Source organism: Polymorphobacter sp., from assembly GCF_051860865.1.
In the GTDB taxonomy this organism is placed as follows: domain Bacteria; phylum Pseudomonadota; class Alphaproteobacteria; order Sphingomonadales; family Sphingomonadaceae; genus Sandarakinorhabdus.
Genome location: NZ_JBIMKZ010000044.1, coordinates 1 through 26,849 on the forward strand (window position 1 = coordinate 1; position 26,849 = coordinate 26,849).

Below are 26,849 nucleotides of genomic sequence, written 5' to 3' on the forward strand. Positions count from 1 at the left end.
TTGCCTCCGGCGGCTGGGGCCTCAGGCCCCAGACCCCGATGAGGGGGCGGTGACCGAATTCGACGGGCACGCGCGCCGCAGGCATTTTATTGCGCTTCGCGCGGGGGTTGGCTCCTGACATGCGATGCCCCTTATTGGGGTCCGGGGCCCAAGGCCCCGGCCGCCGGAGGCACGCTTCCGGCCTCACTCAGGCAAGTCCGCGTGGACGATGCCGTCCACCACATCGGCCTTGTAGAGGGTGATCGGCTTCTTGGTGAGTGTGCCGTTGGGGGCGCCGGTGCGGAGGTCGAAGCGCAAGCCGTGGAGGGGACAGAAAAGATGGGGGCCCTTGACCTTGCCGCCTTCGAGGGTGGCTTGCTGGTGGCTGCACATGTTCTCGACGGCGAAGACGCCAGCGGACGAGCGGCAGATAAGCACCGAGCGGGTGCCGATGGGAAAGGCGCGGTTGCCGTTTTCGGGGATCTCGTCCAGCGGCGCGATGGCGGTGCGGGGCATTTAGCGGCGCTGGTCGAACCGGCGGCCGAGCATGGCGGCAGCGATATTGGTCTTCTGGATGTCGATGGCACCGCCGGCGATGCCCCAGCCCCAGCTGTCACGGAGGCGGCGTTCCATCGGGAAGTCCTTGCTATAGCCATAGGCGCCCATCAGCTGGAGGGCGTCACCGGTGACTTCCCGGGCGATGGTGTTGGCGAAGCATTTGCCGAGTGAGCTGTCGAGGACCGAGGGCAGGCCGTCCTGGGCGTTGGAGGCGGCGCGCCAGATCAGCAGGCGGGCGGCATCGACCTTCATCTGCATTTCGGCGAGCTTGAGCTGGACGGCCTGGAACTCGGCGATCGGCTTGCCGAACTGCTTGCGCTCCTGGACATAGACGCAGACGTCTTCGAGCGCGCCCGAGGCCTGGCCGAGCGCCATGGTGGCGTTGCCGCAGCGTTCGAGATCGAAGGCTTCCATCAGCTTCTTGAAGCCGCCGGCGGGGACGACGATGTTTTCGGCCGGGATCTCGCAATTGTCGAAATACAGGTCAGAGGAGGGGATGCCGCGAAAGCCCATCAGCTGCTCGTTGGGGCCGAAGGTGAGGCCGGGGGCGCCCTTCTCGACGAGCACGGCGCCGATCGAGCGGGCGCCGGGTTCGTCCGACAGGCGGCAATAGACGAGATAGGCATCGGCATGGCCGCCGCCCGAGCACCAGCGCTTGGTGCCGTTGACAATGACCTTGTCACCCTGGACGACGGCCTTGGTCTTGAGATCGGTGAGCGCGCTGCCGGCATCGGGCTCGGACATCGAGACGGCGACGACCATTTCGCCGCGGCAGACGGCAGGGACAACGCGGCGCTTGAGGCTTTCGGGGGCGAACAGCTCGATGGCGCGGACCGGCCCGACCGAGGATTCGAAGATCGGGAAGGCGACCGCCGAGGAGATCTTGGCGAATTCCTCGAGCACGATCAGCGCTTCGAGGTTGCCGAGACCGAGGCCGCCGAGCTCCGAGGGGACGTTGATGCCGAGGAAGCCCATCTCGGCGTAGCGGCGGACGAGATCATGGCTGGGGGGCTTGTTGTCCCGCTCCAGCTCGGTGGCGATTGCGGGCAGTTCGGCGCGGGCGAAATCGCGCGCAGCGGCCTGCAACTCGCGCTGGTCTGCGGTCATGGTGAAGTTCATGGGGGTATCCTAGATGAGGGGCATTCGGGACCGCAATCCGTCACGATCAACCGGTGGCGGCCGACCGTGGACGGCTTCAGCCATCGACGAAGGGGGCGAGCAGCTGTTCGACCCGATGCTCGGGCGGAACCTGGTTGAGGCCGATGCGGCGGTCCAGCTCCTCGTGCCAGTGATAGAGGCGGCGCTCCTGGTAGTTCAGCGGCATGCCGCGGAAGCCGGGGCTTTGCAGCGACTCCTGGATCTGCGGGGCATATTGCAGGTCCTCGTAGAGAATGCGCTCCCAGTTGGCGGTGCGGGCGGCCCATTTGGGATGGGGGTTCTCGGGATCGTAATCGGGCGCGATCCAGGTCGAGACGACGCGGGCGGTGGTGTCGCTGACCGGCCAGAATTGCAGCAGCGGAATGCCGCTGTCCGAGGGGGGCATGATGAAATTGGGGTAGATGCAATAGCTGACATTGTTGTTGGCCGGGACTTCGGTGACGCTCTCGACCTTGGGCATGCCGATGGTGCCGGGGTCCTTCCAGTCCGGGCGGCGGTTCGGCGTGATCATCCGGCTGTGGCCCTGCGGCCAGAGGGTGATGGTCATGCCGCGATAATCGAGGAAGCGGTCGACGGTGCTCTGGTGGATCGACTTCAGGTGATAGACTTCGAGGAAGGCGTCGAGCAGCACCTTGACGTTGCAATTGACCTCATAGCTGCGCGACTCGACGAGCCGGAGCGTATCGAAGGCATATTGCTTCAGCTCGTCGGCCATCGGCGCGATATGTTCGAGCAGCGGCTGGGCCTCGGGGTCCTCGTTGATGAAGATCAGGTTGCCGAGCGTTTCGCAGCGGACGCTGACCAGCGAGCGGCAGGCGAAATCGAGATCGACGAAATCGCGACGGTCACGGATGGCGGTAAGCTTGCCGGTGAGCGTGTAGCTCCAGCCATGATAGCCGCAGACGAAGCCCCTGCCCTCGCCGGCCTCCTCGGTGACCAGCGGCGCGCCGCGATGCTGGCAGGTATTGTAGAAGGCGCGGATCTGGCCTTCGAGATCGCGGACGATGAGGATCGGCGAGCCGGTGTTGCGATTGAGGAACCAGCTGCCGTTGTTCGGCAGCTGGTCGGCATGGCCGGCATAGAGCCAGGCGCGCTTCCACATCCGGGATCGTTCGAGCGCCAGGAACTCCGGATCGACGTAGCGGCTGCCCGGAATGTCGGCGAGCTTGGGAAAGCCCTCCGGCGGGGCGGTACGTTCGGCCTCATAGGCCATTTGTTGCTTGGCGCGGAGCGTGGCAGCGGCGTCCATGACGATAATCCCCAAAGGCGTTTGACTCGGTCTAGCACGAGCGCCCATAAAAACAATCATGAATGCTTTTTTGCAACGCTGGCAGACGGCCCCGCAGCTTTCCCTGCACCAATTGACGGCGCTCGATGCGCCGCCGCTGGCGCTGATTGGATTGGCGGCCGAGCTCGGGTGCCAGTCGGTCTGCCTGTTCACCCATGTGCCGGACGCGGCGCGGGGATTTTATCCGGTGGTGGGCGCGGACGATGTCGAAGCGGTGCGGACGGCGCTCGACGAGGCTGCGGTAAGTGTTTCGAATCTGGAAGTTTTTCCGCTTGACGGCGGGGACATGGATGCGTTCGAGGAGGGGCTGAGGATCGGCGCGGCGCTGGGGGCGCGGCGGGCGACGGCGCATGTCCATGATGCCGACCGGACGACGGCGACGGTGCGGTTCGCCGATTTCTGCGACCGGGCGGCGCGGCACGGGATCGAGGCGGGGCTGGAATTCAACGGCTTTTCGGCGGTCCGCGATGCGCGGCTGGCCGAGGCGATCGTCCGCGATGCGGCGCGCGACAATGGCCGGGTGGTGCTCGACATGCTGCACCTGATGCGCAGCGGCGGCGGGCCGGACGAGGTGGCGATGATCGCCGATCTGGTCGATTTCGTCCAGCTTTGCGACGGGCCGCTGGCGATTGCCGACGACCGGCGCTGGCGCGAGGCGGTGGGCGAGCGGGCGCTGCCGGGGACGGGGGAATTCCCGCTGGCGGCGTTGCTGGCGCCGCTGCGGCCGGGTACGATCATCGATGTCGAGGTGCCGCAATCGGCGGCGCGCAAGGCCGGGGTGTCGGCGCGCGACCGGGTCAGCCGGGCTGTCGAGGCGAGTCGCGCCGTGTTGGGGAGCCTTTGAGCATGGCCGCATATCGTCCTGCCATCATGCAATATGCCTGGGTGGTGCCGCGGCTGGAGGGTGGCATCCGCCATTGGCATGAGACGCTTGGGATCGGGCCGTTTCTGGTCAACCGGGATATCCAGGTCAGCGACCAGAAGCACCGGGGGCTGCCGAGCACGACACGCTTCTCCACCGCCGTCGCCCAGCACGGCGATGTACAGATCGAGCTGGTCGAGCAGCTCGACGACAGCGCTTCGGCGTTCCGCGATACCGTGCCGGTGGGGAAGACGGCGCTCCATCATGTCGCGTTCATTCCCGACGACTTCGACGCGGCGCTGGCGCATTATGCGGCGCGGGGCTTCGCGCCAGCGACCACCGGGCGGTTCGGCGACATGCGCTATGCCTATGTCGATACCGCCGCCAGCGCCGGGCACATGGTAGAGATCGTCGAGGACAAGCCGGCGCTGCGGGCCTTTTTCGGGGCGATCCGCAAGGCGGCGGAACGCTGGGACGGGGACCCGGCGACGCTGGTGCGGGAGCTGGGCGGGCCGGCGCGGTCCTGATCCGAAGCAGACCATGGCAATTGTCGGAAACGCGGCCTAAGAACCCTTGTGGGGCGAGGGTGGGCGCGGACATTGACGACAAAGAATCCGACGGGCCTGCTGTCCAACGGCGCGGCCTCGCTTGACCTGCGCACGCCGCGGGAGCGCCTGTTCCAGCTTGGCTTTGCCGTGATCCAGTGGCCGTGGCTGCTCAAGAGCCTTTATGGCGGCACGCTGGCCGCCAAGGCGGCGCTGCTGGCGCGCATCGGCCTGCCGCATGATGCGCTTCCGCACCTCGGGAGCTGGAAGGCCGATGTCTATATGCTGGGCCGGATGGTCGACGAGATCGGGCAGCTGCGGCCGCGCCATGTTGTCGAGTTGGGATCGGGCGCGACATCGCTGGTGGCCGCGCAGGCACTGGCCGGACACGGCGGTGGCCGGCTGACCAGCTTCGACCAGCACGCGCCTTATGTGGCGAGCATGCCGGGATGGCTGGCCGAGCATGGGCTGACGGCCGACTTCCGCCACGCGCCACTGACGCTGCGCGATGCCGCCTGGCCGGGGCTGTGGTATGATCTGGGCGACGTGCCGCCGGTGATCGACCTGCTGGTGATCGACGGACCGCCCTGGACCGTCCATCCCTATGCGCGCGGCATGGCGGAGCGGCTGTTTGACCGGATTGCGCCGGGCGGGGTGATCATGCTCGACGATGCGGCGCGGCCCGGCGAGCGCGTGGTGGCACGGCGCTGGCAACGGCGCTGGCCGGACTTCCAGTTTTCTTTCGAAGGCACGGGCAGCAAGGGGCTGCTGATCGGGCGGCGGCGGGGCTGAACGCAGGTCAGCCGGGATAGGCGAAGCCGCAGGCGTCGTCGACGATCTGGAGCAGTTCGACGGTGTTGCCGTCGCAGTCCTGGCCATAGGTGGCGCGGGTGGCACCGCTACCGCCCGGCGGGCAGTTGAAGGCCATGCCTTGTGCGGCAAGTCGTTGATAGTCGGCCTCGATATCGTTGGTGTACAGGCAGAGGTGGGTGAGGCCGTGGTCGCACATGCGGGGGTGGACGGCGTGGCCGCGCGGGGCGGTATATTCGAACACCTCGATGTGCAGCGTGCTGAGGCGGATCATGGCGTAGCGGGCGCTGCTGGCGGGCAGGCCGACCATGCGGTCGATGCGGTCGTTGCCGGGCTCCCAGCCGCCGCCGCCGACCTGCTCGAAGCCGAACATGCGGTGGTAATAGTCGACGAAGCGGTCGATGTCCGGCGTCGAGATGGCGAGGTGGTGGACGCCGATAATCATTGGGCGGCTGCGGCGGCCTTGGCGGCCTTGACCGCGGTGACGATCTCGTCGTTGCGCGGGTTGCGACGGAGCGTCAGGCCGCCGTTCACCTGCAGCGTCTGGCCGGTCATGAAGCATTCGTCCGAGGCGACCCAGACGGCAGCATCGGCAATGTCTTCCGAGGTGCCGACGCGGCCGAGCGGATATTCGCGGGCGAAGGTGTTGACGATGGCGGCGTTCTTCGAGGCGCGGGCGGTCATCGGCGTGCCGGTGAAGCCCGGGGCGATCGAATTGGCGCGGATGCCGCGATGGCCGAACTCATTGGCGACGCAGCGCAACACATGGTCGGCGCCGGCCTTGGTGCCCATATAGGCGGCATGGTCTTCCAGCATGATGCTGGCGGTGGCCGAGGAAATCTGGATCAGCGAGCCGCCGTCGCGCATGGCGCGCAGCATCGCCTGGTAGAAGAGGATGGCGCCGGTGAACTGCAGGCCGACCATCCGGTCGATGTCCTCGCGGGTCGTCTCCAGGAACGGCTTGAGCAGGCCCCAGCCTGTGGCGTTGAGCGCAATGTCGAGGCCGCCGAAACGGTCGACGGCGGTGTCGGCGAGCGTGGCGAGCTGGGCCTCGTTCTCCATATCGGCGACGGCATAGGCGCCGTTCAGCTCGGTGGCGAGCTCGGCCAGCGCCTCCTCGTTGCGGCCGCCGACGACGACATGGGCGCCTTCGGCGGCGAAGCGGCGAGCGATGACCTGGCCCATGTTGCCGCGTCCGGCGGCGCCCATGACGATGGCAGTCTTGCCCTTCAGGCGGCTCATTATCTTCTCCCCGGTGGCGTGCCGGTGGCCGGCATCGCATTAAAAACAATCCTGCCTGATTGACGGCAGGCGCTGGTTGATCGCTGGCATCCTGCCGCAGAAATCCGGACACGCCAAAGAAAAAAAGTCATATCTGTTTGTTTTGTCGGGCAGTGCTGCTACCAATCTGGCGGCATGAAAGGAGCTTCCGTGACCCATATCCTCTCTTCCGCCCGGCCGCTCGCATGACCGCGAAGGCGCATGTCCGGCCCGATGCCAACGACCCGACTCGGCCGAAGCGCGGCGTGCCCGAGGCCGAGCTGGCGACGCGCGAAAGCGTGTTCCGCCCCGATCTGCTGGCCGGCAAGACGCTGCTGATCAGCGGCGGCGGCAGTGGCATGGGCAAGGCGACGGCGATGCTGGCATCCCGGCTCGGCGCCAATGTGGCGATCTGCGGGCGCAAGCCGGAAAAGCTGGAAGCCACCGCCAGGCTGATCAAGGACGCGACCGGCAAGGACATCTTCACGGCCTCGATGTCGATCCGCGAGCCGGAAGCGGTGGAACAGCTGATCGGCGATGTGCATGACCGGTTCGGCGGCATCGACACGCTGGTCAACAATGCCGGCGGCCAGTTTCCGCAGGATGCGATCGAGTTCAGCCGCAAGGGCTGGCTGGCGGTGATCGACACCAATCTCAACGGCAGCTGGTGGATGATGCAGGAAGCGGCCAAGCGCTGGCGCGAGGCCGGCACGCCGGGCAACATCGTCAACATCGTCGCCAATGTGGAGCGCGGCATGCCGCAGGCGGCGCATACCTGCGCGGCACGCGCCGGGGTGATTTATCTTTCCAAGACGCTCGCCACCGAATGGGCGCCGTTCAATATCCGCGTCAACTGCATCGGGCCGGGCGTCATCGAAACCGAAGGCTTTGCCGTCTATCCCGAGGAGGCGCTGGTGCGCTTCCACAAGGCCAACCCGATGAAGATCCGCGGCAACGCCTGGGATGTGGCCGAGCAGATCGCCTATCTGGCCTCGCCGGCGGCGCGCTTCATCAACGGCGACCTGATCATCATCGATGGCGGGCAGGCGCAATGGGGCGTGGTCTGGCCGGGCGGCATGCCCGATTATTTCAGCGAGGACGGCGCCGCCTGAGCGCCGGTTTGGGGAGGATGACTATGGGACGTGTTGCAGGAAAGGTGGCACTCGTCACCGGCGGTGGCTCCGGACTGGGCGCCGCCGACAGCGAGCTGCTGGCTCAGGAGGGCGCGACGGTGATCGTCACCGATGTGCGGCTCGAGGCGGCACAGGCCGTGGCCGACCGGATCGGCGGCGCGGCGGTGGCGATGGCGCTCGATGTGGCGTCCGAGGCGGCGTGGCAGCAGGTGATCGGCGATATCGAGGCCAGGTTCGGCCGACTCGACATCCTCATCAACAATGCCGGCGTGGTGGTGATGGCCGACTGTGAGGACACGACGCTGGAGCAGTTCCGCTGGGTCAATGCGATCATGACCGACGGGGTGTTCCTGGGGTGCAAATACGCCATCCCGCTGATGAACAAGGGCGACGGCGGCTCGATCGTCAACATGTCCTCCACCGGCGCGCTGCTCGGCTATCCGATCTTCTTCGCCTATTCGGCCGCCAAGGGCGCCGTGCGCTCGATGACCAAGTCGATCGCCATCATGTGCCAGGACAAGGGCTACAAGATCCGTTGCAACTCTGTGCACCCCGGCGCGATCGAGACGCCGATGGTTCAGGAAGCCTCCGGCCGGGCCGGTCAGGCGCAGGCGGTGCCCGACGGCGTGCTTCCGGCCGGCGCGGTGGGGGCGCCCTCCGATGTGGCGGCGATGGTGCTGTACCTGGCGTCCGACGAGTCGCGGTTTGTGACGGGGGCGGAGTTCGTCGTGGACAACGGGCTGACGATCCGGCCGTAAGAAAGAGGGCCTCCGGCGGCCGGGGGCTCAGCCCCCGGACCCCATGGGTGGGCAGGTGCCTCGCGGTATCCATGCATGGACTGGGTGCGGCGGCGTAGGTTAGGCCAGCAGCCTCGCGTCAGCGTTGCGGCTCGATCTCTTGCCCCGGCGGCGATTGTCCCGGGGCGAGCCCCATGGCGCGGCTGCGTTGCTGCCAGTGGCGCCGGGCGTGGGACTGCATGTCGGCGATCCGGTCGGTTTCGTCCATGATCTCGGCGCCGAGCAGGGTCTCGACGATATCCTCCATGGTGACGATGCCGACCATGCTGCCATAGCTGTCGACGACGCTGGCGATGTGCTCATGTTCCTTCATCAGCCGGTCGAACAGCGCGAACAGGCTTTCCTGATCCGGGACGGTGATGATCGGGCGCATGATCGACTCGAGCGGTTCCTTGTCGTCGCCGTCGACGATCTGTTCCAGCACTTCGTCCTTCAGCACATAGCCGAGGAGTTCGGCGCTGTCGGCGCCGCGGATGGGGATGCGCGAGAAGGTCAATTCCTCATGGCGATCGTAGAATTGCCGGAAGCTGAGGTCGCCGGGCGCCGAGGTGACGACCGTGCGCGGGGTCATGATGGCGCGGACGCGGACCTCCCGGAAGCCCATAAGATTGCGGATGAATTCACCTTCTCGGTCATCGAGCTCGCCTTCCTCCTCGCCAATCTCTGTCATGGCGACGAGATCGGCGCGGTTGAAGCTGTCCTCTTTGTCGCCGCGGCTGACGATCCGGGTGACCAGCTGGCACAGCCATATCAACGGCTTGAGCAGGCGGATCAGGACATTGAGCGATCGGACGGTCATCGGCGCCAGCGACCGCCAGTTGTTGGCCCCCAGCGTCTTGGGCACGATCTCCGAAAACAGCAGGATGGCCAGCGTCATCGCCACCGGCACCACCAGCCCGGTGATCAACGGATCGGAATCGCCCCAGATCAGCGTGGCCTGCTGGCCGACGCCGATTGCGCCGGCAGTATGGGCGATGGTGTTGAGGCTGAGGATCGCCGCGAGCGGCCGGTCGATGTTGGTCTTGAAGTCGGCGAGGGCGCGGCCGAGGCCCGAGCCCGAGGTCAGCTGTTGCTGCATATAGGCCGGCGAGATACTGAGCAGCACCGCTTCCCAGAGCGAACAGAAAAACGACGCGACGATGGATACGGCAAAGAATAGCAGAAGAATTTCGACCATGGGTCAGGGTACACTCTCGGCGACAGTGATGCGCGGCTCGGGCGCATTATTGCAAACCCGCCGCTGTCGTCGTTGGTCCCGCGCCGCGTTGCGCGCGGGCGCGCGGTGGGGCCCAGGCCCCCACCGCTCGCCGGCCGTTGTCGTCAGTCCGCCGCCATCATCGCGTCGAGGGTGGCGTGGAAGTGGCGGAGGCGGGCTTCCTGATCGCTCCACAGCGGGCCGCGGAAGCCGCGCGAGCGGGCACCGGCCTGGACGATGGGCAGCAGTTCCGAATCCTGGTCCAGCACTTCGCCGAGCTCCGGGGGTTCGCCAAGGCCGGTGCGGACGATGTCCGGGCGGGTGTCGCCGGTGAGGTCCACTTCGGCACCGAGGCCCATCCAGGCCGGGGGGACGAAGCCGGGGGCATCGATGTTCCGGTAGAGGATGCAGGTGTCATAGGTGAATTGGTTGGGGTCGGTGGCGTGCGGCACGAAGCGGTGCAGGAACACGGCCTCAGGATGCAGGCCGATCTGGGCGTTGGGGAACACGCTGTAGACGCAGCTGTCGCTGAGCTGGGTGTCGCTGAACTTCTCATAGTCCAGCCCGTAGCGGGCGGCGCGCTCGCGCTTGGCGTTCTGGATTGCCTCGCGGGTTTCCTTGGCGGTGCCGGTGAACGTCTCGGGATCGATGCCGGCGTCGCGCAGCATCATCTGGATGCCGGGATTGACCGATTCCTGGTCCTCGAAGCGGCGGCTGGGCTGGGCGAAGGGCACGAACTGGCGGCTGAAGCCACCGGGCCAGACATCGATATGGGTGCGATCATCCATCAGGCACTGGGTCTGCGGGTGGATGGCATGGAGGTGGTAGGTCTCGGCGAAGGCGTCGACACCGCCCTTCCAGTTCGAGCCCCAGTCAGACCGCTTGTGCTGGACGACGTTCATCTTCTCGATCTCGTAGAGTTCGAGATGCGGCAGGATAGGCGCCAGCCATTCCTTGAGCGGCTGGATGTCCGGGTCCATCGAGATGAAGACGAGGCCGGCGGCCTCCTCGCAGCGGACCGAGGTGAGGTTGAGGTCGTGGCAGAGCACGCCGGGCTGGAAGGTCTCGCGGTCGGTGACCTCGATGTTCTGGCCGTCGAGACCGAAGCTCCAGCTGTGGAACGGGCAGCTGAACTTGCCGACCGAGCCATGGTCCGACAGGACGATCTGGGCGCCGCGATGCGGGCAGACATTGTAGTGCGCCTTGATTGAGCCATCCTGGTCGCGAACGATGATGAAGGACTCCGGCCCGATATCGAACTTGGCGAAGTCGCCGGGCTCGCGAATGTCGGACACCGGGCAGGCGATCAGCCAGCTTTTGGCGAAGACCTTCTCCCATTCGGCGGCCGCAAAGTCCTTGTCGAAATAGCGGTCAGGCGTCGGGCGTGCGGTGCCATGATCGATGGCGGGCGCGGCGGTGTTGAACGGATGGGCCTTGCCCGTGTGCACGTTCCAAAGCCGATATGCATAATTCATTGCAGAGATCCTCCCACCAGGTCTGTTGCCTGAGCATTAGCATAAAAAGACAAACATGTCTGTTTTACAAGTGGGGATCGGGCTGTCAGTGTCGCAGAGGGTGCCGGAGAGGCCCCGCCATGGGGAGAATGCGATGAGCCGCTTGTTCGGGCCGATATTCCAGACCGCCTATGTCGTCGAGGCGCTCGAGCCGGCGCTCGAGCACTGGACGAGCCGACTCGGGGTGGGGCCGTTCTTCCTGTTCCCGATCCCGTTCAGTTTCGATTGGCTGAAGCTGGATGAGGCGCCGGCTACCGACACCAATGTGCTGGGCGGCGTGGCGCTGGCCTATAGCGGCGACACGATGATCGAGATCATCGTGCCGGGCACGGCGCCCTCAACTTACCGCAAGTTTCTCGACGACGGGCGTAGCGGCGTGCATCACCTCGGCACGGTTGCCGATGATTATGAGGCGCAGATGGCGGCGGCGCGGGCCGCCGGGATCAGGGTGGTGATGGAGGGCGAGCTGCCGCTGTCCCGCTTCGCCTATCTGGAGACCGACACTGTCTATCCCGGCACCATGATCGAGATCATCGACATGCGCGAGGGGATGCACGAGCTGTTCGGCGCGGTGAAGGCGGCGAGTGTGGGATGGGATGGGCGCGATCCGGTGCGGTCGCTATAGTCAGGGCTTCCCAAAGCGGCAGGATTGCTGATGCGTTCGATTGTCACCCTGTCCCTCAATCCGGCGATCGACAGCTTTGCCACCGCCGACGCCGTCCGTCCGCTGCGCAAGATCCGGACCGTCGACGAGCATCATCATGCCGGCGGCGGCGGCATCATCGTGGCGCGGGTGATGGGCGAGCTGGGACGGCGCGCGCGGGCGTTGTACCTGGCCGGTGGCGCTACCGGGGAGATGCTGGAGGGGATGCTGGCGGCGGCCGGGATCAACGGCCGGCGGATCGACATCGCCGGGATGACGCGCATTGCCCACACGGTGTTCGAGCGGGTCAGCGGGATGGAGTACAGGTTCACGCCGGAGGGGCCGGCGGTGAGCGCGGGCGAGTTCGAGGCCTGTCTCGATGCGCTGGCGGCGATGGACTTTGACGTGCTGGTCGCCAGCGGCAGCCTGCCGCGCGGGCTGGCGCCGGAGGCCTGGCACCGGGTCATCGACGTGGCGGCGGGCAAGGCGGCGCGGGTGGTGCTCGATACCTCGGGGCCGGGGTTGCGGGCGGCGCTTGACCGCGGGGTGTGGCTGATCAAGCCGAGCATCGGCGAGCTGGAAACCCTGGTCGACCGCAAGCTGCCGGACCGGCGGGACCAGGTCGAGGCGGCGCGCGGATTGATCGCGGCGGGGCAGTGCGAGATCGTCGCCGTCAGCCTTGGCCGGGGCGGGGCGCTGATCGTCAGCGACAGCGAGGTGCACCACCGCGCTGCGCCGGTGGTGACCGTGCACAGTGCGCTGGGCGCCGGAGACAGTTTCGTGGCCGCGTTGACGGTGGCGCTGGTCGAGGGCTGGGCGCTCGACCGGGCGCTTGGCTATGCGGTGGCGGCCGGTGCGGCGGCGGTAATGGCGCCCGACATGGGCGGCTGCCGGGCCGCCGATGTCGAGCGGCTGTTTGCGGCGCTGGCGGGCGACGCCGGATAGGGCGAGGCCCCGGCTGGCGCCGGAGCCCCGCCCCGTTCCCCTTTGTGGGGCGATCAGAAGGTGACGAACAGCTCCAGGCCGAGTTCCCGGGCGCGTGGCAGCGTGCCGAAGGTGCGGCGGGTGTTGAAGCCGCCGGGGAATGCCGGCGTGACCGTGCGGTTGCCGGCCGTGTCGCCGCCTGCCGAGGTGAAGCTCAGGTCGTTTGTGAGATTGAGCCCGTAGAAATCGAGCCGGATGTTGCGGGTGATCTGCGACGACAGGCGGGCGTTGAACTTCCAGTTGCCGGGCACCTCGTTAAACTCGAAATTGTCGACGAAGAAGGAGCCGTTGTAGATGCCGTCAACGCGCAGGAAGGTCTCCTGATCGAAGCCCAGCAGTTTGTTGAAGCGGACAGTGCCGGCGAGCGCGCTGGTCCAAGTCGGAATGTAGCGCGGACGATTGCCGATCGACGAGATCTGCGTACCGGGGACGAGCTGGGGGTAGAGCACGCCGACCGCCAGCGAACCGGCGCCGGCGAAATCGGTAAACTCGGCGTCGACATAGTTGAAATTGCCTTCGAGCCGCAGCCAGTCGACCGGCGCAAAGGTGGCCTCGGCCTCAATGCCCTTGTAGCGGGAATCGCCGGGCGAGAAGAGCGGGATGAAGCCGGTGGCCGGCGACGAGAGCTCGAACTGCACCTGATTCTGCCAGTCCATGTAATAGCCGGCGACCGACAGGCTGAGGTTGCTGGTCGGCGCCGCCTTGACCCCGACTTCGAACGCGTTGAGCCGCTGCACAGGCGTGAAGTTGCCGAACGTGGCCGGGTTGATGCCGGCGGACGGGATGCGCGTGGCGTAGGTCTGGGCGTTGGTGTCCGAGCCCTGCAGGTAGCTGATCGCCCAGCTGCCGTAGATGTTGAGGTCCTGGTTGGGGCGGAAGGACAAAAGCACGCGCGGCATGAACTTGGTGAAGCTCTGCACGGCGTTACGGACGACGGCGGGCTGGACGGTGCCCGCCGGGTAATCGCGCAGCGTCGGGCCATTGTAGAGCGTGGTCACCTTGTCGGTGCCGTAGCGGCCTTCGAGCGACAGGGTGAGATTGTCGACGAACTCATAGTCCAGCGTCGCAAAGGCGCCATAGACTTCGGAATCGATGAAAGTCAGCTGCTGGTCGTCGTTGAGGCCACCGGTGCCGGCGAACTGCAGGAACTCGAAGGCGCGCGACGCGCCCTTGTAGTAGCTGGCGCCGAACATGTAGCGCAGCCGACCTTCGCCGGGAGAGGTGATGCGCGCCTCGGCGAAGATATCATGCGTATAGAAGGCATAGGCGCTCAGGCGAACCTGGGTGACCAGCGTGCCGTCGGCGGAGTCCCGGATACGGTAGCTGCCGTTCTGGCCGTAGGAACCAACGATGCTGAGGGTATGATCGCCGGGCAGGTCGAACTCGCCGGACTGGTTGATCAGCCAGGTCCGATAGGTGTTGCCCAGGCCGTTCGGCGGCGCCGGCAACGAATAGCCGCGGGCCTCCGGCGGCAGCGTCTGCATATAGGCGACCGAGCCGCTGGCCCCGGGCTGGATCGGCACGGTGCCGCGGAACTCGCCGATGGGGGGCACGGTGAAGCCTGCAGGGGCATCATAATCCGGCACCTCGCCGCAGATGGTGCCGACCTGGCTGTTGGCGAGATTGGTCGTGAAATTGCCGGTGATCTGGCCGGTCGCCACACTGCGGATGTTGCCCGAGAAGGTGCGATTGCACTGGCCCGGCAGGGTGTTGGCGAGGATGGAGACGGTGGAGCGGGTATCATCGGCATCGACCCAGAAGCCGGTGGTCTTGAGCTTCACGCCGTTCTTGTTGTCATAGACGAGCGTGGCCTGGAGGCTGGTCGTGTTCTCCCTGCCGAGCGGATCGCCGTTTGCGTAAGTGAAGTCGGCACCGCCTCGGCGGTACGAGGCGCCGACGCGGAGGGCCAGATTGTCGGCGATGGGCAGACTGATGGCGCCCTGGACCTGATAGGTGGACTCGTCGCTGGGCGAAAACAGGGCGTTGACGAAGCCTTCGAGCTTGTCGCCCGGCTCGGCCGGCAGGAAGTTGACGGCACCGGCGAAGGTGTTGCGGCCATAGAGCGCGTTCTGCGGGCCCTTGATGACTTCGACGCGCTGCAGGTCGAACACCGGCATCAGGCCGGCGCCTCCGGAGAGATAGGAGCCGTTGTAGAATATGGCGCCGGCGCGCGACGCCGGGTTCTCGTTCTGCACGGCGACGCCGCGGAAGCGGATGTTGGGGTTGTCACGGCCCGAGGCCCCGGCCTGGCCGGTCTCCTGGAAAGTGAACCCGGGGGTGAAGGCGGACAGGTCGGCGATGGTGTTGATGCCGCGGTCCTCGATATTGGCCTGGCTGAACACCGAAACGGCGAGCGGCACCTCGACCAGCGATTCCTCGCGCTTGCGCGCCGTAACGACGATCGTATCGGCGGCATCGACCGCCGTGGTCTGCGCCTGAGCCGCCGTTGGCAGCGCCGATGTCGCGACAAGAATGCCCATAGCCGAACTGCTCACCATGAACCGGCGAACAAAATGCATCATCATGAAACAGCCCCCTGTTTGTGGAGGAGTCAGCCTAAAAGACGCGCCGTCATATACAAGGGCCTGTTTCACCATCAGGCGAACAAATGCCAAAACAAAGGCGGCATTTTCTCACATGTTCAAATGAAAATTGCTTTGATTTGGCGTGCCATGCCGATCATTTATGGCATGTGTCTTGAGATTCATGGATAAGTGCCGAAGTTATAGTAATGCGTTCTAGTCCTGGCCGCAGATCAGCACATCTCATGTTTCAGTGGCAGACGTACGCGGATTGAGGACGACAACCGCCCAGTTGAGCGAGGCGGCAAAGGCCACCCAGCCGAGATAGGGCAGCAGCAGCAGCGCCGCTAGCCGGTCGATCGGCCAGAGGCCAATGACCATCGCCAGCACCGACGCCCAGAGGAACGGCACTTCGATCAACGCCCAGTCAGGGCGTTGCAGCTTGAAGAATAGCGGGCTCCAGAGCAGGTGAAACAGGCCGTTGACGCCGAACAGGATCAGCACGCTCGTCTGCTGTGCCGGATCGGCGGCGTTCCAGGCGCGGACGCCGGACCAGGCCGCAAGGCCGAGAATGATTGTCCAGCCCGGGCCAAACGCCCAACCGGGCGGCTGCCAGGACGGCTTGCGCAGCCGGGCATACCAATCAGCACGCGGCGTCATCAGCCCGCCGATCAGGCAGAGGGCGAGCATCCAGCCGATGGCGAACACCGCCGGCATGTTGAAATCCGCCACACGACCTCCACGAACACAAGATCAGTCCATGCACGCCAAACGCGCCAATTGACAGGACAGTTCCCGGTGCGGTGAAAGGAGGCGGATCAGGCTATTTGCCGGCAGCCTGGGGCGGTGTGGCGCGGAGCTCGGCAGCACGAGCGCGGATATAGGTGCGGATGTCGTCGCGGGCCTTGCGGTCCAGCTCCTCGAATCGCGGCATGCCATGGGGGACGAGCAAGCCCTTGTTGACGACGGGCGCGAAACTTTCCTCCTCGAGGACGAGGCTAGAGGTACGAAGATCGGGAGCGACGCCGCCGCCGACCACCTGGAAACCGTGACAGACCAGGCAATAGTCGTTGTAATGCGCCATGCCGCGCGCCTCGGCGGCGGCGTCCGCCTTGTAGTCCTGGTCCTCGAAGGCGGTGCGGACATAGGGCTCGGTCTTGGGCAGCGTCGCCTTGCCGCCGAGCTTGAAGGTGAGGACGCGGCGAGGCTGGTGGCGATAGTCGATATTATATTTGGCCAGCAGCGGGCCGAGGAAGGCGGCGCTTGTGCCCATGCCGCTCAGCACGGTGACATATTGCTCGCCGTTCACCTCATAGCTGATCGGCGGGGCGAGCACCGGAGCGTCGGCGTTGAACGACCACAGCTGCTTGCCGGTGCGGGCATCGTGAGCGACGAAATCACCGTCGACACGGCCGTGGAAGACGAGATTGCCGGCGGTCGCCACGGTGCCGCCATTGGTGTGCGAGGGGGTGGGCACACGCCAGGCCGGCTTTTGCGTCACCGGGTTCCAGGCGACCAGCGCGCTTTGGGTCTCGCTGCCCTTGGGCAGGGCGATGTCGACATAGGTGGCATAGTCGAGCGCCATGCCCGGCTTGCGCTCCCAGTTCTCGCTGGTGATGCCAGTGTCCCAATAGGTCGCTTCGAGCTCGATCGCCGGGATATAGACGAGGCCGGTTTGCGGGCTGAACGACATCGGCATCCAGCTATGGGCGCCGATCGAGGTGGGCGAAAAGCTGGCGCGGGCGCCCTCGTAGCGGATGCCGGGCGCCTCGACCGGGCGGCCGGTCTCGGTGTCGATGCGGCTGGCCCATGTCGCGGGCACATAATTGTCGGCGGAGATCAGCTTGCCGGTGATCCGGTCGATGACATAGAAATAGCCGTTCTTCGGCGCGGTCATCAGCACCTTGCGCGGCTGGCCGTCGATGGTGATGTCGGCCAGTTCCATGTCCATCGAGCTGTTGAAGTCCCAGCTCTCGCCGGGGTTGATCTGGTAATGCCATTTATACTCGCCGGTCTTGGCGTCGAGCGCGATGATCGAGCAGAGGAACAGATTGTCGCCCTTGCCGTCGCTGCGGATCTTGTGGTTCCAGGGTGAGCCATTGCCGGTGCCGAGAAAGACGGTGTCGGTTTCGGCATCATAGCTGAACGAGTTCCAGACGGTGCCGCCGCCGCCGTGCTTCCACCATTCGCCGGCCCAGGTCTTGGCGGCCATTTCCATGGCCTTGTTCTCGAAGCCGTCGGCCGGGTTGCCCGGCACAGTATGGAAGCGCCAGAGCTGCTTGCCGGTCTCGGCGTCATAGGTGGTGACATAGCCGCGGATGGCGGCGACGTCGGCGCCGCCATGGCCGATGATGATCTTGCCGTCGAAGGCGCGCGGCGGGCCGCTGATGAAGCGCTTGTCGTCCTTGCCCATGGTCATTGAAGACCAGACCTGCTTGCCGGTCTTCGCATCGATGGCGATCAGCCGGCCGTCCTGGGTGCCGGTGTAGATCTTGCCGTTCCACCAGGCGATACCGCGGCTGCCCCAGCCCTGGCGGAGCTTGTGGCCCGAGGCCTCGGGGGCCTTGGGGTCGAATACCCAGAGCTCCTCGCCGGTGCGGGCATCGACAGCGTTGACGACGCTATAACCGGTGGTGAAATAGAGCACGCCGTCTACCACCAGCGGGCCGGTGACCGAATTGCCCGGCGGCAGGTCCTTGAACCAGGCGAGGCCGAGGCCGGCGACATTGCTGTCATTGATCTGGGTGAGCGGACTGAAATGCTGCTCGCCATAAGTACGGCCGAAGCCTGACCAGTTACGACCATCGCTGTTGTCCGAAAGATAGGCGGCCCATGGAGCGCTGCCTGTGGTGGCGGCGAAAACAGCAACCCCGGAGAATATGGCAATAACGGCGCCCGCAAGAAGCGGTGCCTTGTTACGATTCAGCATTATTTCGGCTCCGGATTACTATATCTCGACTGGATGATTGTGCGTGACTCTCGGCCGAATGCAATTCATATTGCCTCGGAAATAAATTGGGAGGACATCATGCCACAAGTTGACGTACCTGAAGACCAGATGCTTGACGCGCTGAGCTATGCGGCGCGCACCTATGCGCCCGAGGTCGGCGCCGCCGGAGTCGCCTATGCCAAGGCGGTCTACCAGTCGTCGCGGCTGCCGCTGCGCATCCTGGAGGCAGCGCGCTACCGGACGGCGCTGATCAACGGCTGCACGATCTGCAAGTCGATGCGCGCGGCCCGTGACATCAACGGTTATCTGGAGTCGGTCGGCGGCGATGCCAGCCAGTCCATCGTCGCGCGCGGCGGCGAGGCACCGGACGAGGCCTTTTACAGCGCCGTGGAGGAGTGGCGGAACGCTGATGCGTTCAACGCCCGCGAGCGTCTGGCGATCGAGTTCGCAGAGCGGATGGGGGAAGCGCCCAAGGGGCTGGCCGGCGACGGTGACTTCTGGGACCGGATGCACGCCGCCTTTACCCAGGAGGAGATCATGGACCTGACCTTGTGCGTCGGCGCCTGGATGGCGCTGGGCCGCACCGTGCATGTGCTGGGTCTCGATGCGGTCTGCTTCACCGACGCGCTGGCGACGGCCTGAATCGGGCATCAGCGGACAGGCGCCAAGGCTGCCTGTCCGCTGATGATCCCTCCCCATCAGTAGCGGAAGCCGACTTCCACGCCGTAGAAGCGCGGCGGGCCGAACTGCGAGTTCTGCCAGAGGCCGGCAACATTCTGCGAGGCGGTGCGATAGCGCGCGTCGGAGAGGTTGCGGCCGAGCAGGCGGACGAAATAGCGGTCGTCGGCCTGCGCCAGCGTCAGCGAGGCGTTGAACAGCGTCCGGGCATTAAGGAAGGTGTTGCCGAACGGCGTGTCGATCGCCTGGGTGCTCAGGTTGCGCGCCGTATAGGCGGCATTGCCGTTCAGGACCAGCTTGTGGTCGCTGCCGACCGGGACCTGATAGGTGCCGTCGATCGTCCACTGCCAGCGCGGCGCGCGGTCAAGCGGAGCGCTGGCAAGATCATAGCCGGCGCCGGTGGCGGTGTACTGGTCGTAGCTGCCATCGAGATAGCCGGCGACGCCGCGCAGGGTGAAGCCTTCGAACAGCAGGGCCGAGGTCTCGAGTTCGAGGCCCTTGACCGTGGCGCTGGCGGCGTTGACGAACAACGTCACCTGGTTCGGCTGGCCGTTAACCGTGATCGGCACGTTCAGCTGCTTCTGCAGATCCTTGTACTTCACATAGAAGCCGGTGAGGTTGAAGCGCAGGCGATTGTCGAGGAACTGGCTCTTGACGCCCAGCTCGAAGCTGTCGGCCGTCTCCGGACGGGTAGCGACAGCGGCCCTGCGGAAGGCATTGAGATCGGCGCCGAAGGCCGCGAAGCCACCGATCTGGTCGTTGAAGCCACCGGCTTTGTAGCCGCGGGCATAGGTACCATAGGCAAACACATCGTCCGTCGCCTGCCAGCCGAGGCTGGCGCGCCAGGTCAGCTTGCGATCCCGCGAAGTGACCTCGACGGTGTTGGCGGGGAATTTGTAGACGCTGGCGTCAAGGGCTTCATCGATGTTGATGCCGAGGTCGAAGCCGCCATTCAGTTCGGGGATGAACGCCTGCTGGCGGCCCCGCCAGGTCTTGTCATCCCAGCTGTGGCGAAGACCGGCGGTCAGCGTCAGCGTGTCGGTGAACTTCAGCGTGCCTTCGGCGAACAGGGCCTTGGAGGTGCCCTTCTGGCCGTTGCAGAGGATATAGGGCGTGTCGTTCCAGTTGCCGAACGGCAGCGGACCGCCGGTCAGATCGAGGAAGCCGAGGATCTGGGCGACGCAGAAATCGATGGTCTCGCGCTGGTAGAAGCCACCGGCGACGACATTGAACGGCCCTTCGAAATCGGTGGCGAGGCGCAGCTCCTGCTGCCAGGTCTTGCGATTATCGTCACGCGTGGCATCGAAGATCGACAGTGCATCGCCGTCAGCGGCGCGCGGCGCCACGCCCGGATAGGTGTTGGGCAGGCGCGACCGCTGGTTGCGGTAGCCGGAAACCGAAGTCAGGGTGCCGAAGCCGAGATCGAAATCGACGTTCAGGTAGAAGCCGTCGACATCGATGCGCTGGCCCAACGGCATCTCGATGAGGCCGTTGAACTTGTTGGTGATGCCGGCATTGTCGAGCGGGTCGCTGCTGCGCGGGTTGGTGGCGGTGGTACCGAGGAAATCGGTGAGGAAGCCGCCCGGGCCCTGATAGAGATCATTCTCGTTGACCGAGGGAATGCTGTCCGACTTGTCGCGGAGGATTTCGTACTGGAACAGCGCGCTGATCGTGCTGGTCGGCTCGAACAGAACCTTGGCGCGGGCCTGCCAGACGCTGACACCGCCGAGCCGGCTATTGTCTCCGCAACCCGAGACGCCCTCGAACTTGGTGTTGGTGTTGCCCATCACATTGGCGCCGGTCACCGGCCCGTAGCAGGCGCCGTTGCGATAATAGCCGTCGCTGCCCTCATAGCCGCCGACGAGGCGGACCGAGAGGATGTCATTGACGATCGGGATGTTGGCGGCGCCCTGCAGGCGGTGGGTGCCATAGCTGCCATATTGGAACTGGCCCTGCATGCCGATCTCGTTCATCACCGGGCGCTTGGTGCGGACGGTGACGGCGCCGCCGGTGGTATTCTTGCCGAACAGCGTGCCCTGGGGGCCGCGCAGCACTTCGACCTGGTCGACGTCGAAGACATCGAGAAGCTGGGTCTGGACGCTGGAGACGACGAAGTCATCGACCAGCACCGCGACCGGCGGCTCGAAATAGACGATGATCGAGGTCTGGCCAACGCCGCGGATGGCGAAGGAGGCGGCGTTGAAGCCGGTGATGGTGGCGGCCGAGAAGTTCGGCACGAACGCGGCCAGATCGCCGACGTTGCGCGGCGAGGCCTGCTGGATCAGCCGGGAATCGATGGCAGAGACGGCGACCGCGGTCGACTGGAGATTGGACGACCGGCGGGTGGCAGTGACGAGAATTTCGCCAAGGCCTTCGTCCTGCGCCGTCGCGGCGGCTGCCGGGGCCGCGGCAGTCTGGGCAAATGCGGGCGCGGCCATGGCGGCCGCCAGAACGAGAGACGACACAGCGCCGCCAAGGATTGCCTTCGATGTCATGTATTCACTCCCCCAAAGATTTCAGGCGGCTCTTGATGGCCGTTGGATTGTTGCTGGCATTACCTAGCCCAGAGAATATCCGCTGAGCAATCAGACATGCATGTTTTTTTTAATCCTTCCTGCACAGTGGCAAAATTGTCGCATTGTGCGTTGCAGCATTGCAGCACGCGTCGGATAATTGGCTTGAAAAAGCAGGCATGATTGTTTTCTATGCGCCTTGTGTGCGGCATCGCGCACCAATGTGCATTGGGGATGACGACGTGGCTTATAGTTTCCTGTCACGCTTCCGCATCAAGGCGGACAGCGTAACCACCTTCATCGAACTGGCAAAAGCCATGGAAGGGCTGGTCGATCGCGAGCCCGGCACGCTCGCCTTCAAATTCTTCCGGCTCGAGGAACCGGGCATGTTCGCCGTCTACGAATCGTTCGTCGACGAGGCCGCCGACAAGGCCCACATGGAAACCGAGCACGGCAAACCGATCATCGAGAAGATGCTCGTGTGCATGGACGGCAGCTATTCCCGCGAGATGCTTTACGACCTGGATGCTGGCTAATGGCCATCCTCACCTATGGCGCGATGCTGCGCGCCTCGGCCGCGGCGCGGCCGGATGCCGACGCGCTGGTCTTCCCCGATGACCGGCGCAGCCATGGCGAGCTCAATGCAGCGGCGCGCGGCTGGGCAAAGGCCTTCATCGCCATGGGCATCAAGCCCGGCGACAATATCGGCATATTGCTGACCACCAGGCCGGAATTCGTCGAGCTGCTGTTCGGCGCGGTGATGGCCGGCGCGGTGGCGGTGCCGGTCAACGCCCGCTACCAGGCCGGCGAGCTGGCGTTCCTGATCAAGGACGCCGATCTGGTGGCGCTGGTCACCTCGGGGCGGATGGCCGACACGCTCGATTTCAACGAGCGGCTGCTGGCCGCCCTGCCCTCACTGGCCGCCGCACCCGACCCGCAGGCGCTGGCGCTGCCCGAGGCGCCGATGCTGAAGCGGATCATCTGCATCGACAGCCCCTGCGCCCCACACCTGCTGGGCGGCGCCCGGGCGCTGGAACAGGGCCAGGCGATCAGCGACGAGGCGGTCGATGCCCGCATCGACGCGGTCGACGAGATGGACACGGCGTTCATCCTCTATACCTCGGGCACCACCGCCAATCCCAAGGGCGCGCTGATCAGCCACCGCGGCATCGTCGGCAACAGCCGCAATCTCGGCGTGCGCTATGAGGTGACGGCCGAGGACCGGGTGTGGTCGCCACTGCCGATCTTCCATATCGCCGGCATATTGCCGATGACGATGATCCTCGATGTCGGCGGCGCCTATCTGACCGTCCCGCATTTCGAGCCCGGCGCGGCGCTGGCAATGCTGGGGCGGGAGGGCGCGACGGTCGCCTATCCGAGCTTTGTCACCATCATGCAGGACCTGATCTCGCACCCGACCTTCACCTCGACCGACCTGTCGAAGCTGCGGCTGATGAACTCCAATTTCGCCGTCCAGCCGGCCTGGATCAAGGAGGCGATGACCAAGGCAATGCCGCACACGCTGCAGGTCGGCACCTATGGGCTGACCGAGGGTGCCGGCACGATCTGCACCAGCCGGCTCTCCGACCGGTTCGACCAGCGCACCGGGCGGCTGGGCGTGCCGCTCGATGACTGGGAAGTGCGGATCGTCGACATCGAGTCCGGCCAGGATTGCGCGGTCGGCGACAAGGGCGAGATCGTCGCGCGCGGGCCGAACATGCTGAAGGGCTATTATAACGCGCCCGAGAAATCGGCCGAGGTGCTGCGCGGCGGCTGGTTCCATACCGGCGACATCGGCTCGTTCGACGAGGAAGGCCAGATCATGTTCCATGGCCGGACCAAGGACATGCTCAAGGTCGGCGGCGAGAATGTCGCGGCGGCCGAAATCGAGGCGATGCTGCAGGGGCATGATGCGGTCAAGCTTGCGCAGGTCGTCGGCATTCCCGACCCGCGCTATGTCGAGGTGCCGGCGGCGTTCATCGAGCTGGCCGAGGGCGGGCAGGCCAGCGAGGCCGAGCTGATCGACTTCTGCCGGGGCAAGCTGGCCGGGTTCAAGCTGCCGCGCCATATCCGCTTCGTGGAGAGCTGGCCGATGTCGACCTCGAAGATCCAGAAATTCCGACTGCGCGCGCAGCTGGTCGACGAGCTGGGGCTGGACAAACCGGGATTGGGAGCATGAGCATGGGCGCAACGGGAAAGAGCTTCGTGGCGCAGTTGCGAACGAAGCCGGAAAAGCGCGAGGAGATGATCGCGCTGCAGGTCGAGCTCAAGACCTTGGTTCACGCTCAGGAGCCGGATGCACTGGTCTATGAGTTGTTCCAGTCGGAGAGCGATCCGGACATGTTCCTGTGCATCGCCACCTTCCGCGACGATGCCGCCTTCGAGCATCACATGCACATCGACTTCCACGATCGGCTGGTGCCGCCGATCTTCGAATGCCTGGCCGAAGAGATGAAGATCGAATTCTATCGCTCGCACCGCTGAAGGAGAACGCGCATGGCCGTCACCCAGGCTGACCTTGAGGACCTGGTGGCCCGCCGGGACTGCTACGCGGTGCTGACACGCTATTGCCGGGCGCTCGACCGCTGCGACGCGCGGATGATGCAGGGCGTCTACTGGCCGGACGGCATCGACAACCATGGCGTGTTCAACGGCAATGCGGCGGAATTCGCCGACTTCATCATCCGCGAGATCCAGGAATGGTTCGAGGTGACGATGCACGCCATCATGAACATCCACATGGAGATCGAGGGCGATGTCGCGGTCAGCGAGGCCTATCTGTTCGCCTATCACAAGGTCCGTGCCGACAAGGCGGAGAGCATCTTCGGCTCGCGCTACATGGAAATGTTCGGCGGAAAAGGCCTCGATCCCGGCCACCATCATTTCTACTTCGGCGGCCGCTACCTCGACCGGCTGGAACGCCGCGACGGCGAGTGGCGGATTGCCAAGCGGCAGGTGGTGATGGACTGGAACGAAAACCGTCCGTCGGGCGAAATCCTCGACCAGGGCATGTTCGCGACGCTGAGGCCGCGCGGCACCCGCGGGCCGGACGACCTCGTCTTTTCCAACCGCCCGTGAGCATCAGCCCGGAAGACCTGGAGGACCTTGTCGCCCGGCGTGACATCATGGCCGTGCTGACACGCTATTGCACGGCGCTCGACCGCGCCGACCTGGCGATGATGGAGACGGTCTACTGGCCCGACGGCGGCGACCGCCACGGCATCTATCTCGGCGACGCCAAAACCTTCATCCCGTTCATCATCAACGGCATCCAGATCTGGTTCGAGATGGCAACCCATGACATCTCCAATGTCGACATCGTCGTCGAGGGTGACCGGGCGGCGAGCGAGGCCTATCTGCTATCGGTCTGCCAGGTCCCCCAGTCTCAGGCGGTGGACATCTTCGGCGACGCCTATGTCGCCCGCCACGGCGAGGGGGCGTTCGACCCCGGCCGGCACCTGTTCATGATGGGCGGCCGCTATCTCGACCGGTTCGAGCGCCGCGCCGGCGAGTGGCGCATCCTCGAGCGCCAGGTGGTGCTCGACTGGAACGACAATGCGCCGTCGACGCAAATCCTCCATCAGGGGATGTTCGCCACGCTGCGACCGCGCAGCCAGCGCGGGCCGGACGATCCGGTATTTCACAACCGGCCATAAGGCCTCGGCGATCAAGATTTATCACATATGTGGTTTTCTACGGCTGAGTACTTGCGCACGGCGCGTACGCGTTGCCGCATGTCCGGACATATTGACATCCTCCATGCGCGATTTCTTGAGATTGTATCCATAAATCCACAATTTCCGGCGAATAGGCGTCAAAACTCGATTGACAGCCAGCTTTTTGAGTACAAGTCTTGGGGAGCCTGCGCTGCACCATTTGAAAAGAATGGCAGCGTCGGGCGGGGTAGGGCGAATTCGGGATCGCCCATCGGGTTAATTTTGGCTGCTTGATGCAGGGGGACAGATGATGAGCTTTTTCGACAATCGTCAGGTGAGCGTTTCGGCACTGGCGGTGGCGCTGCTGTGCGCCCCGGCGATGGCCACGGCCCAGACCACTGCGGCAACATCGACGGCGACTGCCGCCGAAGACTCCAACGAAATCGTCGTTACCGGCCTGAAGCGCGAGACCGCGCTCGTCGATACGCCGGTGTCGATCTCGGTCTACAACAGCGAAACCATCGAAAAGGCCGGCATCCTCAAGGTCGGGGACTTTTTGCAGCTCACCCCCAACGTCGATTTCGTCACTTCGGTCAACGCTGGCGACTTCCTCATCAACGTCCGCGGCCAGGCCTCGATCCGCAACGCCGAGCCGTCGGTTGCCATTATTGTCGATGGCGTCCGCATCGGTAGCCCGGCCGAGTTCAACTCCGCGCTGTTCGATCTGGAGCAGATCGAGGTATTGAAGGGCCCGCAGGGCACCCTGTTCGGACGCAACGCCTCTGCCGGCGCCATCATCATCACCACGAAAAAGCCGACCGAGGACCTGACCGTCAACGGCATGTTCTCCTACGGCAAATTCTCCACCTACAACGCCAACGCCAGCATCAGCGGCGCGATCATGCCGGGCCTGACGGCGCGCCTGTCCGGCGCGTTTACCGGCACGGATGGCACTTACACCAACGTCAACACCGACGAGAAGCCGCAACGCTTCAAGGAAGAAGTGGGCCGTCTGCGTCTGGTCTGGGATAATGGCGGGCCCTTCACCGCCGATGGTCGCATCGTCTTCTCGCACGCCACCGGCGGTGCGGTGGCCTATACGCCCAAGATCCAGGCGGTGCCGGGCCTGTCCCCGAACGGCACGCTGGTCGGCGGCGTTCGCGTTACCGATATTTCGGCCAACGAAAACCTCGATGTACCCTTCGTCACCGATGTGCCGGGCCGCTATGAGCGCGAGATCATCAGCACCGGTCTCGTCATGGAGTATGATTTCGGCGCGGCCGTGCTGACGTCCGTCACCGGCTTCTCCGACGTCCTCCAGTATTCGAGCGGCAAGAACTATCCCTACAGCAACCCGTCCGACCCCTCGACCAACTATTTCGGCTGGACGCCAATCTTCGGCGATCGCACCCAGAACCTGCGGATCAAGACCACCCAATTCTCGCAGGAACTCCGGCTGACCTCCAAGGATGAAGGCTTCCTCAACTGGCAGGTCGGCTTCGAATTCGTCTGGAACCGTCGTGATTACCGGGTCGGCAACACGCTGAACGGTGCGCTCCCCGCCGGCATCACCGCGGCCGAGCTGGTCGGTTATGTCGGCTATAATGCGGCTGGTGTGCGCACGCTGGTCGGCGGCGGCAATGCCATCCCCTTCCCGATCCAGATCTACGGGCTCGATACGCCCTATGCCACCGGCAACCTGGTTGAAGACCGTTTCGACGGCACCAACTATGCCCCGTTTGCCAACGTGACACTGAACTTCTCCGAGCAGCTCTCGCTCGAACTGGCCGGCCGCTATGACATC

25 protein-coding genes are annotated in these 26,849 nt (G+C 65.1%); 14 read left to right on the top strand and 11 right to left on the bottom strand.

Translation table 11 applies throughout. From position 1 onward, the window contains the following. Positions 1-183: 183 nt before the first annotated feature. The 3 genes from ACTIFJ_RS09465 to ACTIFJ_RS09475 all read right to left on the bottom strand — a co-directional run bounded on the left by ACTIFJ_RS09465 (position 184) and on the right by ACTIFJ_RS09475 (position 2,944). The gene (locus tag ACTIFJ_RS09465) at positions 184-495 is read right to left on the bottom strand and encodes a Rieske (2Fe-2S) protein (protein WP_439533862.1); all 312 of its coding nucleotides are present in this window, start codon (positions 493-495) and stop codon (positions 184-186) included. After that, entirely contained in the window at positions 496-1,656 is a 1,161-nt protein-coding gene (locus tag ACTIFJ_RS09470; RefSeq protein ID WP_439533863.1) for an acyl-CoA dehydrogenase family protein, read from the bottom strand. It lies immediately after the preceding gene. A 76-nt stretch (positions 1,657-1,732) separates the two neighbouring features. After that, on the bottom strand, positions 1,733-2,944 hold the full coding sequence (locus tag ACTIFJ_RS09475) for an aromatic ring-hydroxylating oxygenase subunit alpha (RefSeq protein ID WP_439533864.1): 1,212 nt from the start codon (positions 2,942-2,944) through the stop codon (positions 1,733-1,735). A gap of 58 nt (positions 2,945-3,002) precedes the next feature. Here ACTIFJ_RS09475 and ACTIFJ_RS09480 point away from each other — a divergent pair, with 58 nt between their 5' ends. The 3 genes from ACTIFJ_RS09480 to ACTIFJ_RS09490 all read left to right on the top strand — a co-directional run bounded on the left by ACTIFJ_RS09480 (position 3,003) and on the right by ACTIFJ_RS09490 (position 5,182). After that, positions 3,003-3,827 carry a sugar phosphate isomerase/epimerase family protein gene (locus ACTIFJ_RS09480; RefSeq protein ID WP_439533865.1) on the top strand — a complete coding sequence of 275 codons (825 nt, stop codon included), beginning with the start codon at positions 3,003-3,005 and terminating at the stop codon, positions 3,825-3,827. Between the two features lie 2 nt (positions 3,828-3,829). Further along, complete coding sequence (locus ACTIFJ_RS09485; protein ID WP_439533866.1) at positions 3,830-4,372, top strand: VOC family protein; 543 nt, start codon at positions 3,830-3,832, stop codon at positions 4,370-4,372. A 72-nt stretch (positions 4,373-4,444) separates the two neighbouring features. Beyond that, the gene (locus ACTIFJ_RS09490; RefSeq protein WP_439533867.1) at positions 4,445-5,182 is read left to right on the top strand and encodes a class I SAM-dependent methyltransferase; all 738 of its coding nucleotides are present in this window, start codon (positions 4,445-4,447) and stop codon (positions 5,180-5,182) included. A 7-nt stretch (positions 5,183-5,189) separates the two neighbouring features. Here the strand turns inward: ACTIFJ_RS09490 and ACTIFJ_RS09495 are convergent, their stop codons facing one another. Both ACTIFJ_RS09495 and ACTIFJ_RS09500 read right to left on the bottom strand, forming a co-directional pair. Continuing rightward, on the bottom strand, positions 5,190-5,645 hold the full coding sequence (locus ACTIFJ_RS09495) for a VOC family protein (RefSeq protein ID WP_439533868.1): 456 nt from the start codon (positions 5,643-5,645) through the stop codon (positions 5,190-5,192). After that, on the bottom strand, positions 5,642-6,442 hold the full coding sequence (locus ACTIFJ_RS09500; protein ID WP_439533869.1) for an SDR family NAD(P)-dependent oxidoreductase: 801 nt from the start codon (positions 6,440-6,442) through the stop codon (positions 5,642-5,644). The genes ACTIFJ_RS09495 and ACTIFJ_RS09500 overlap by 4 nt, the downstream gene beginning before the upstream one ends. Positions 6,443-6,666: 224 nt before the next feature. Between ACTIFJ_RS09500 and ACTIFJ_RS09505 the strand changes: the two genes are divergently transcribed. Beyond that, complete coding sequence (locus tag ACTIFJ_RS09505) at positions 6,667-7,572, top strand: SDR family oxidoreductase (protein ID WP_439533870.1); 906 nt, start codon at positions 6,667-6,669, stop codon at positions 7,570-7,572. A 23-nt stretch (positions 7,573-7,595) separates the two neighbouring features. Beyond that, positions 7,596-8,351 (top strand): SDR family oxidoreductase, encoded by a 756-nt coding sequence (locus ACTIFJ_RS09510; RefSeq protein WP_439533871.1) that lies wholly within the window; start codon positions 7,596-7,598, stop codon positions 8,349-8,351. A 118-nt stretch (positions 8,352-8,469) separates the two neighbouring features. Here the strand turns inward: ACTIFJ_RS09510 and ACTIFJ_RS09515 are convergent, their stop codons facing one another. Then, complete coding sequence (locus ACTIFJ_RS09515; RefSeq protein WP_439533872.1) at positions 8,470-9,567, bottom strand: CNNM domain-containing protein; 1,098 nt, start codon at positions 9,565-9,567, stop codon at positions 8,470-8,472. Positions 9,568-9,710: 143 nt separating this feature from the next. Continuing rightward, positions 9,711-11,060, bottom strand: a complete 1,350-nt coding sequence (locus ACTIFJ_RS09520) for an aromatic ring-hydroxylating oxygenase subunit alpha (RefSeq protein ID WP_439533873.1) — start codon at positions 11,058-11,060, stop codon at positions 9,711-9,713. Between the two features lie 133 nt (positions 11,061-11,193). Here ACTIFJ_RS09520 and ACTIFJ_RS09525 point away from each other — a divergent pair, with 133 nt between their 5' ends. Next, entirely contained in the window at positions 11,194-11,724 is a 531-nt protein-coding gene (locus ACTIFJ_RS09525) for a VOC family protein (protein WP_439533874.1), read from the top strand. Positions 11,725-11,754: 30 nt separating this feature from the next. Continuing rightward, on the top strand, positions 11,755-12,687 hold the full coding sequence (locus tag ACTIFJ_RS09530; RefSeq protein ID WP_439533875.1) for a 1-phosphofructokinase family hexose kinase: 933 nt from the start codon (positions 11,755-11,757) through the stop codon (positions 12,685-12,687). Positions 12,688-12,740: 53 nt separating this feature from the next. On the opposite strand, the gene ACTIFJ_RS09535 is transcribed toward ACTIFJ_RS09530, so the two are convergent. The 3 genes from ACTIFJ_RS09535 to ACTIFJ_RS09545 form a co-directional block, all read right to left on the bottom strand. Next, positions 12,741-15,206 carry a TonB-dependent receptor gene (locus ACTIFJ_RS09535; RefSeq protein ID WP_439533876.1) on the bottom strand — a complete coding sequence of 822 codons (2,466 nt, stop codon included), beginning with the start codon at positions 15,204-15,206 and terminating at the stop codon, positions 12,741-12,743. A gap of 285 nt (positions 15,207-15,491) precedes the next feature. Further along, the gene (locus ACTIFJ_RS09540) at positions 15,492-15,980 is read right to left on the bottom strand and encodes a TspO/MBR family protein (protein ID WP_439533877.1); all 489 of its coding nucleotides are present in this window, start codon (positions 15,978-15,980) and stop codon (positions 15,492-15,494) included. Positions 15,981-16,071: 91 nt separating this feature from the next. Beyond that, positions 16,072-18,177, bottom strand: a complete 2,106-nt coding sequence (locus ACTIFJ_RS09545; protein WP_439533878.1) for a PQQ-dependent dehydrogenase, methanol/ethanol family — start codon at positions 18,175-18,177, stop codon at positions 16,072-16,074. A gap of 99 nt (positions 18,178-18,276) precedes the next feature. On the opposite strand from ACTIFJ_RS09545, the gene ACTIFJ_RS09550 reads away from it, so the two are divergent. Beyond that, the gene (locus ACTIFJ_RS09550) at positions 18,277-18,840 is read left to right on the top strand and encodes a carboxymuconolactone decarboxylase family protein (protein ID WP_439533879.1); all 564 of its coding nucleotides are present in this window, start codon (positions 18,277-18,279) and stop codon (positions 18,838-18,840) included. Positions 18,841-18,896: 56 nt separating this feature from the next. Here ACTIFJ_RS09550 and ACTIFJ_RS09555 read toward each other — a convergent pair whose 3' ends face one another. Further along, positions 18,897-21,371 carry a TonB-dependent receptor gene (locus tag ACTIFJ_RS09555; RefSeq protein WP_439533880.1) on the bottom strand — a complete coding sequence of 825 codons (2,475 nt, stop codon included), beginning with the start codon at positions 21,369-21,371 and terminating at the stop codon, positions 18,897-18,899. Between the two features lie 197 nt (positions 21,372-21,568). Between ACTIFJ_RS09555 and ACTIFJ_RS09560 the strand changes: the two genes are divergently transcribed. The 6 genes from ACTIFJ_RS09560 to ACTIFJ_RS09585 all read left to right on the top strand — a co-directional run. Beyond that, positions 21,569-21,925 (top strand): putative quinol monooxygenase, encoded by a 357-nt coding sequence (locus ACTIFJ_RS09560; protein ID WP_439533881.1) that lies wholly within the window; start codon positions 21,569-21,571, stop codon positions 21,923-21,925. Then, the gene (locus ACTIFJ_RS09565) at positions 21,925-23,568 is read left to right on the top strand and encodes a class I adenylate-forming enzyme family protein (protein WP_439533882.1); all 1,644 of its coding nucleotides are present in this window, start codon (positions 21,925-21,927) and stop codon (positions 23,566-23,568) included. The genes ACTIFJ_RS09560 and ACTIFJ_RS09565 overlap by 1 nt, the downstream gene beginning before the upstream one ends. Then, positions 23,565-23,873, top strand: a complete 309-nt coding sequence (locus ACTIFJ_RS09570; RefSeq protein ID WP_439533883.1) for a putative quinol monooxygenase — start codon at positions 23,565-23,567, stop codon at positions 23,871-23,873. Before ACTIFJ_RS09565 ends, ACTIFJ_RS09570 begins: the two co-directional genes overlap by 4 nt. Positions 23,874-23,885: 12 nt before the next feature. Then, a complete protein-coding gene (locus tag ACTIFJ_RS09575) occupies positions 23,886-24,467 on the top strand; it encodes a nuclear transport factor 2 family protein (RefSeq protein ID WP_439533884.1) in 582 nt (193 codons plus the stop codon). Further along, a complete protein-coding gene (locus tag ACTIFJ_RS09580; RefSeq protein WP_439533885.1) occupies positions 24,464-25,045 on the top strand; it encodes a nuclear transport factor 2 family protein in 582 nt (193 codons plus the stop codon). The genes ACTIFJ_RS09575 and ACTIFJ_RS09580 overlap by 4 nt, the downstream gene beginning before the upstream one ends. Before the next feature lie 307 nt (positions 25,046-25,352). After that, on the top strand, positions 25,353-26,849 hold a 1,497-nt coding region (locus tag ACTIFJ_RS09585), incomplete at its 3' end, for a TonB-dependent receptor (protein ID WP_439533886.1).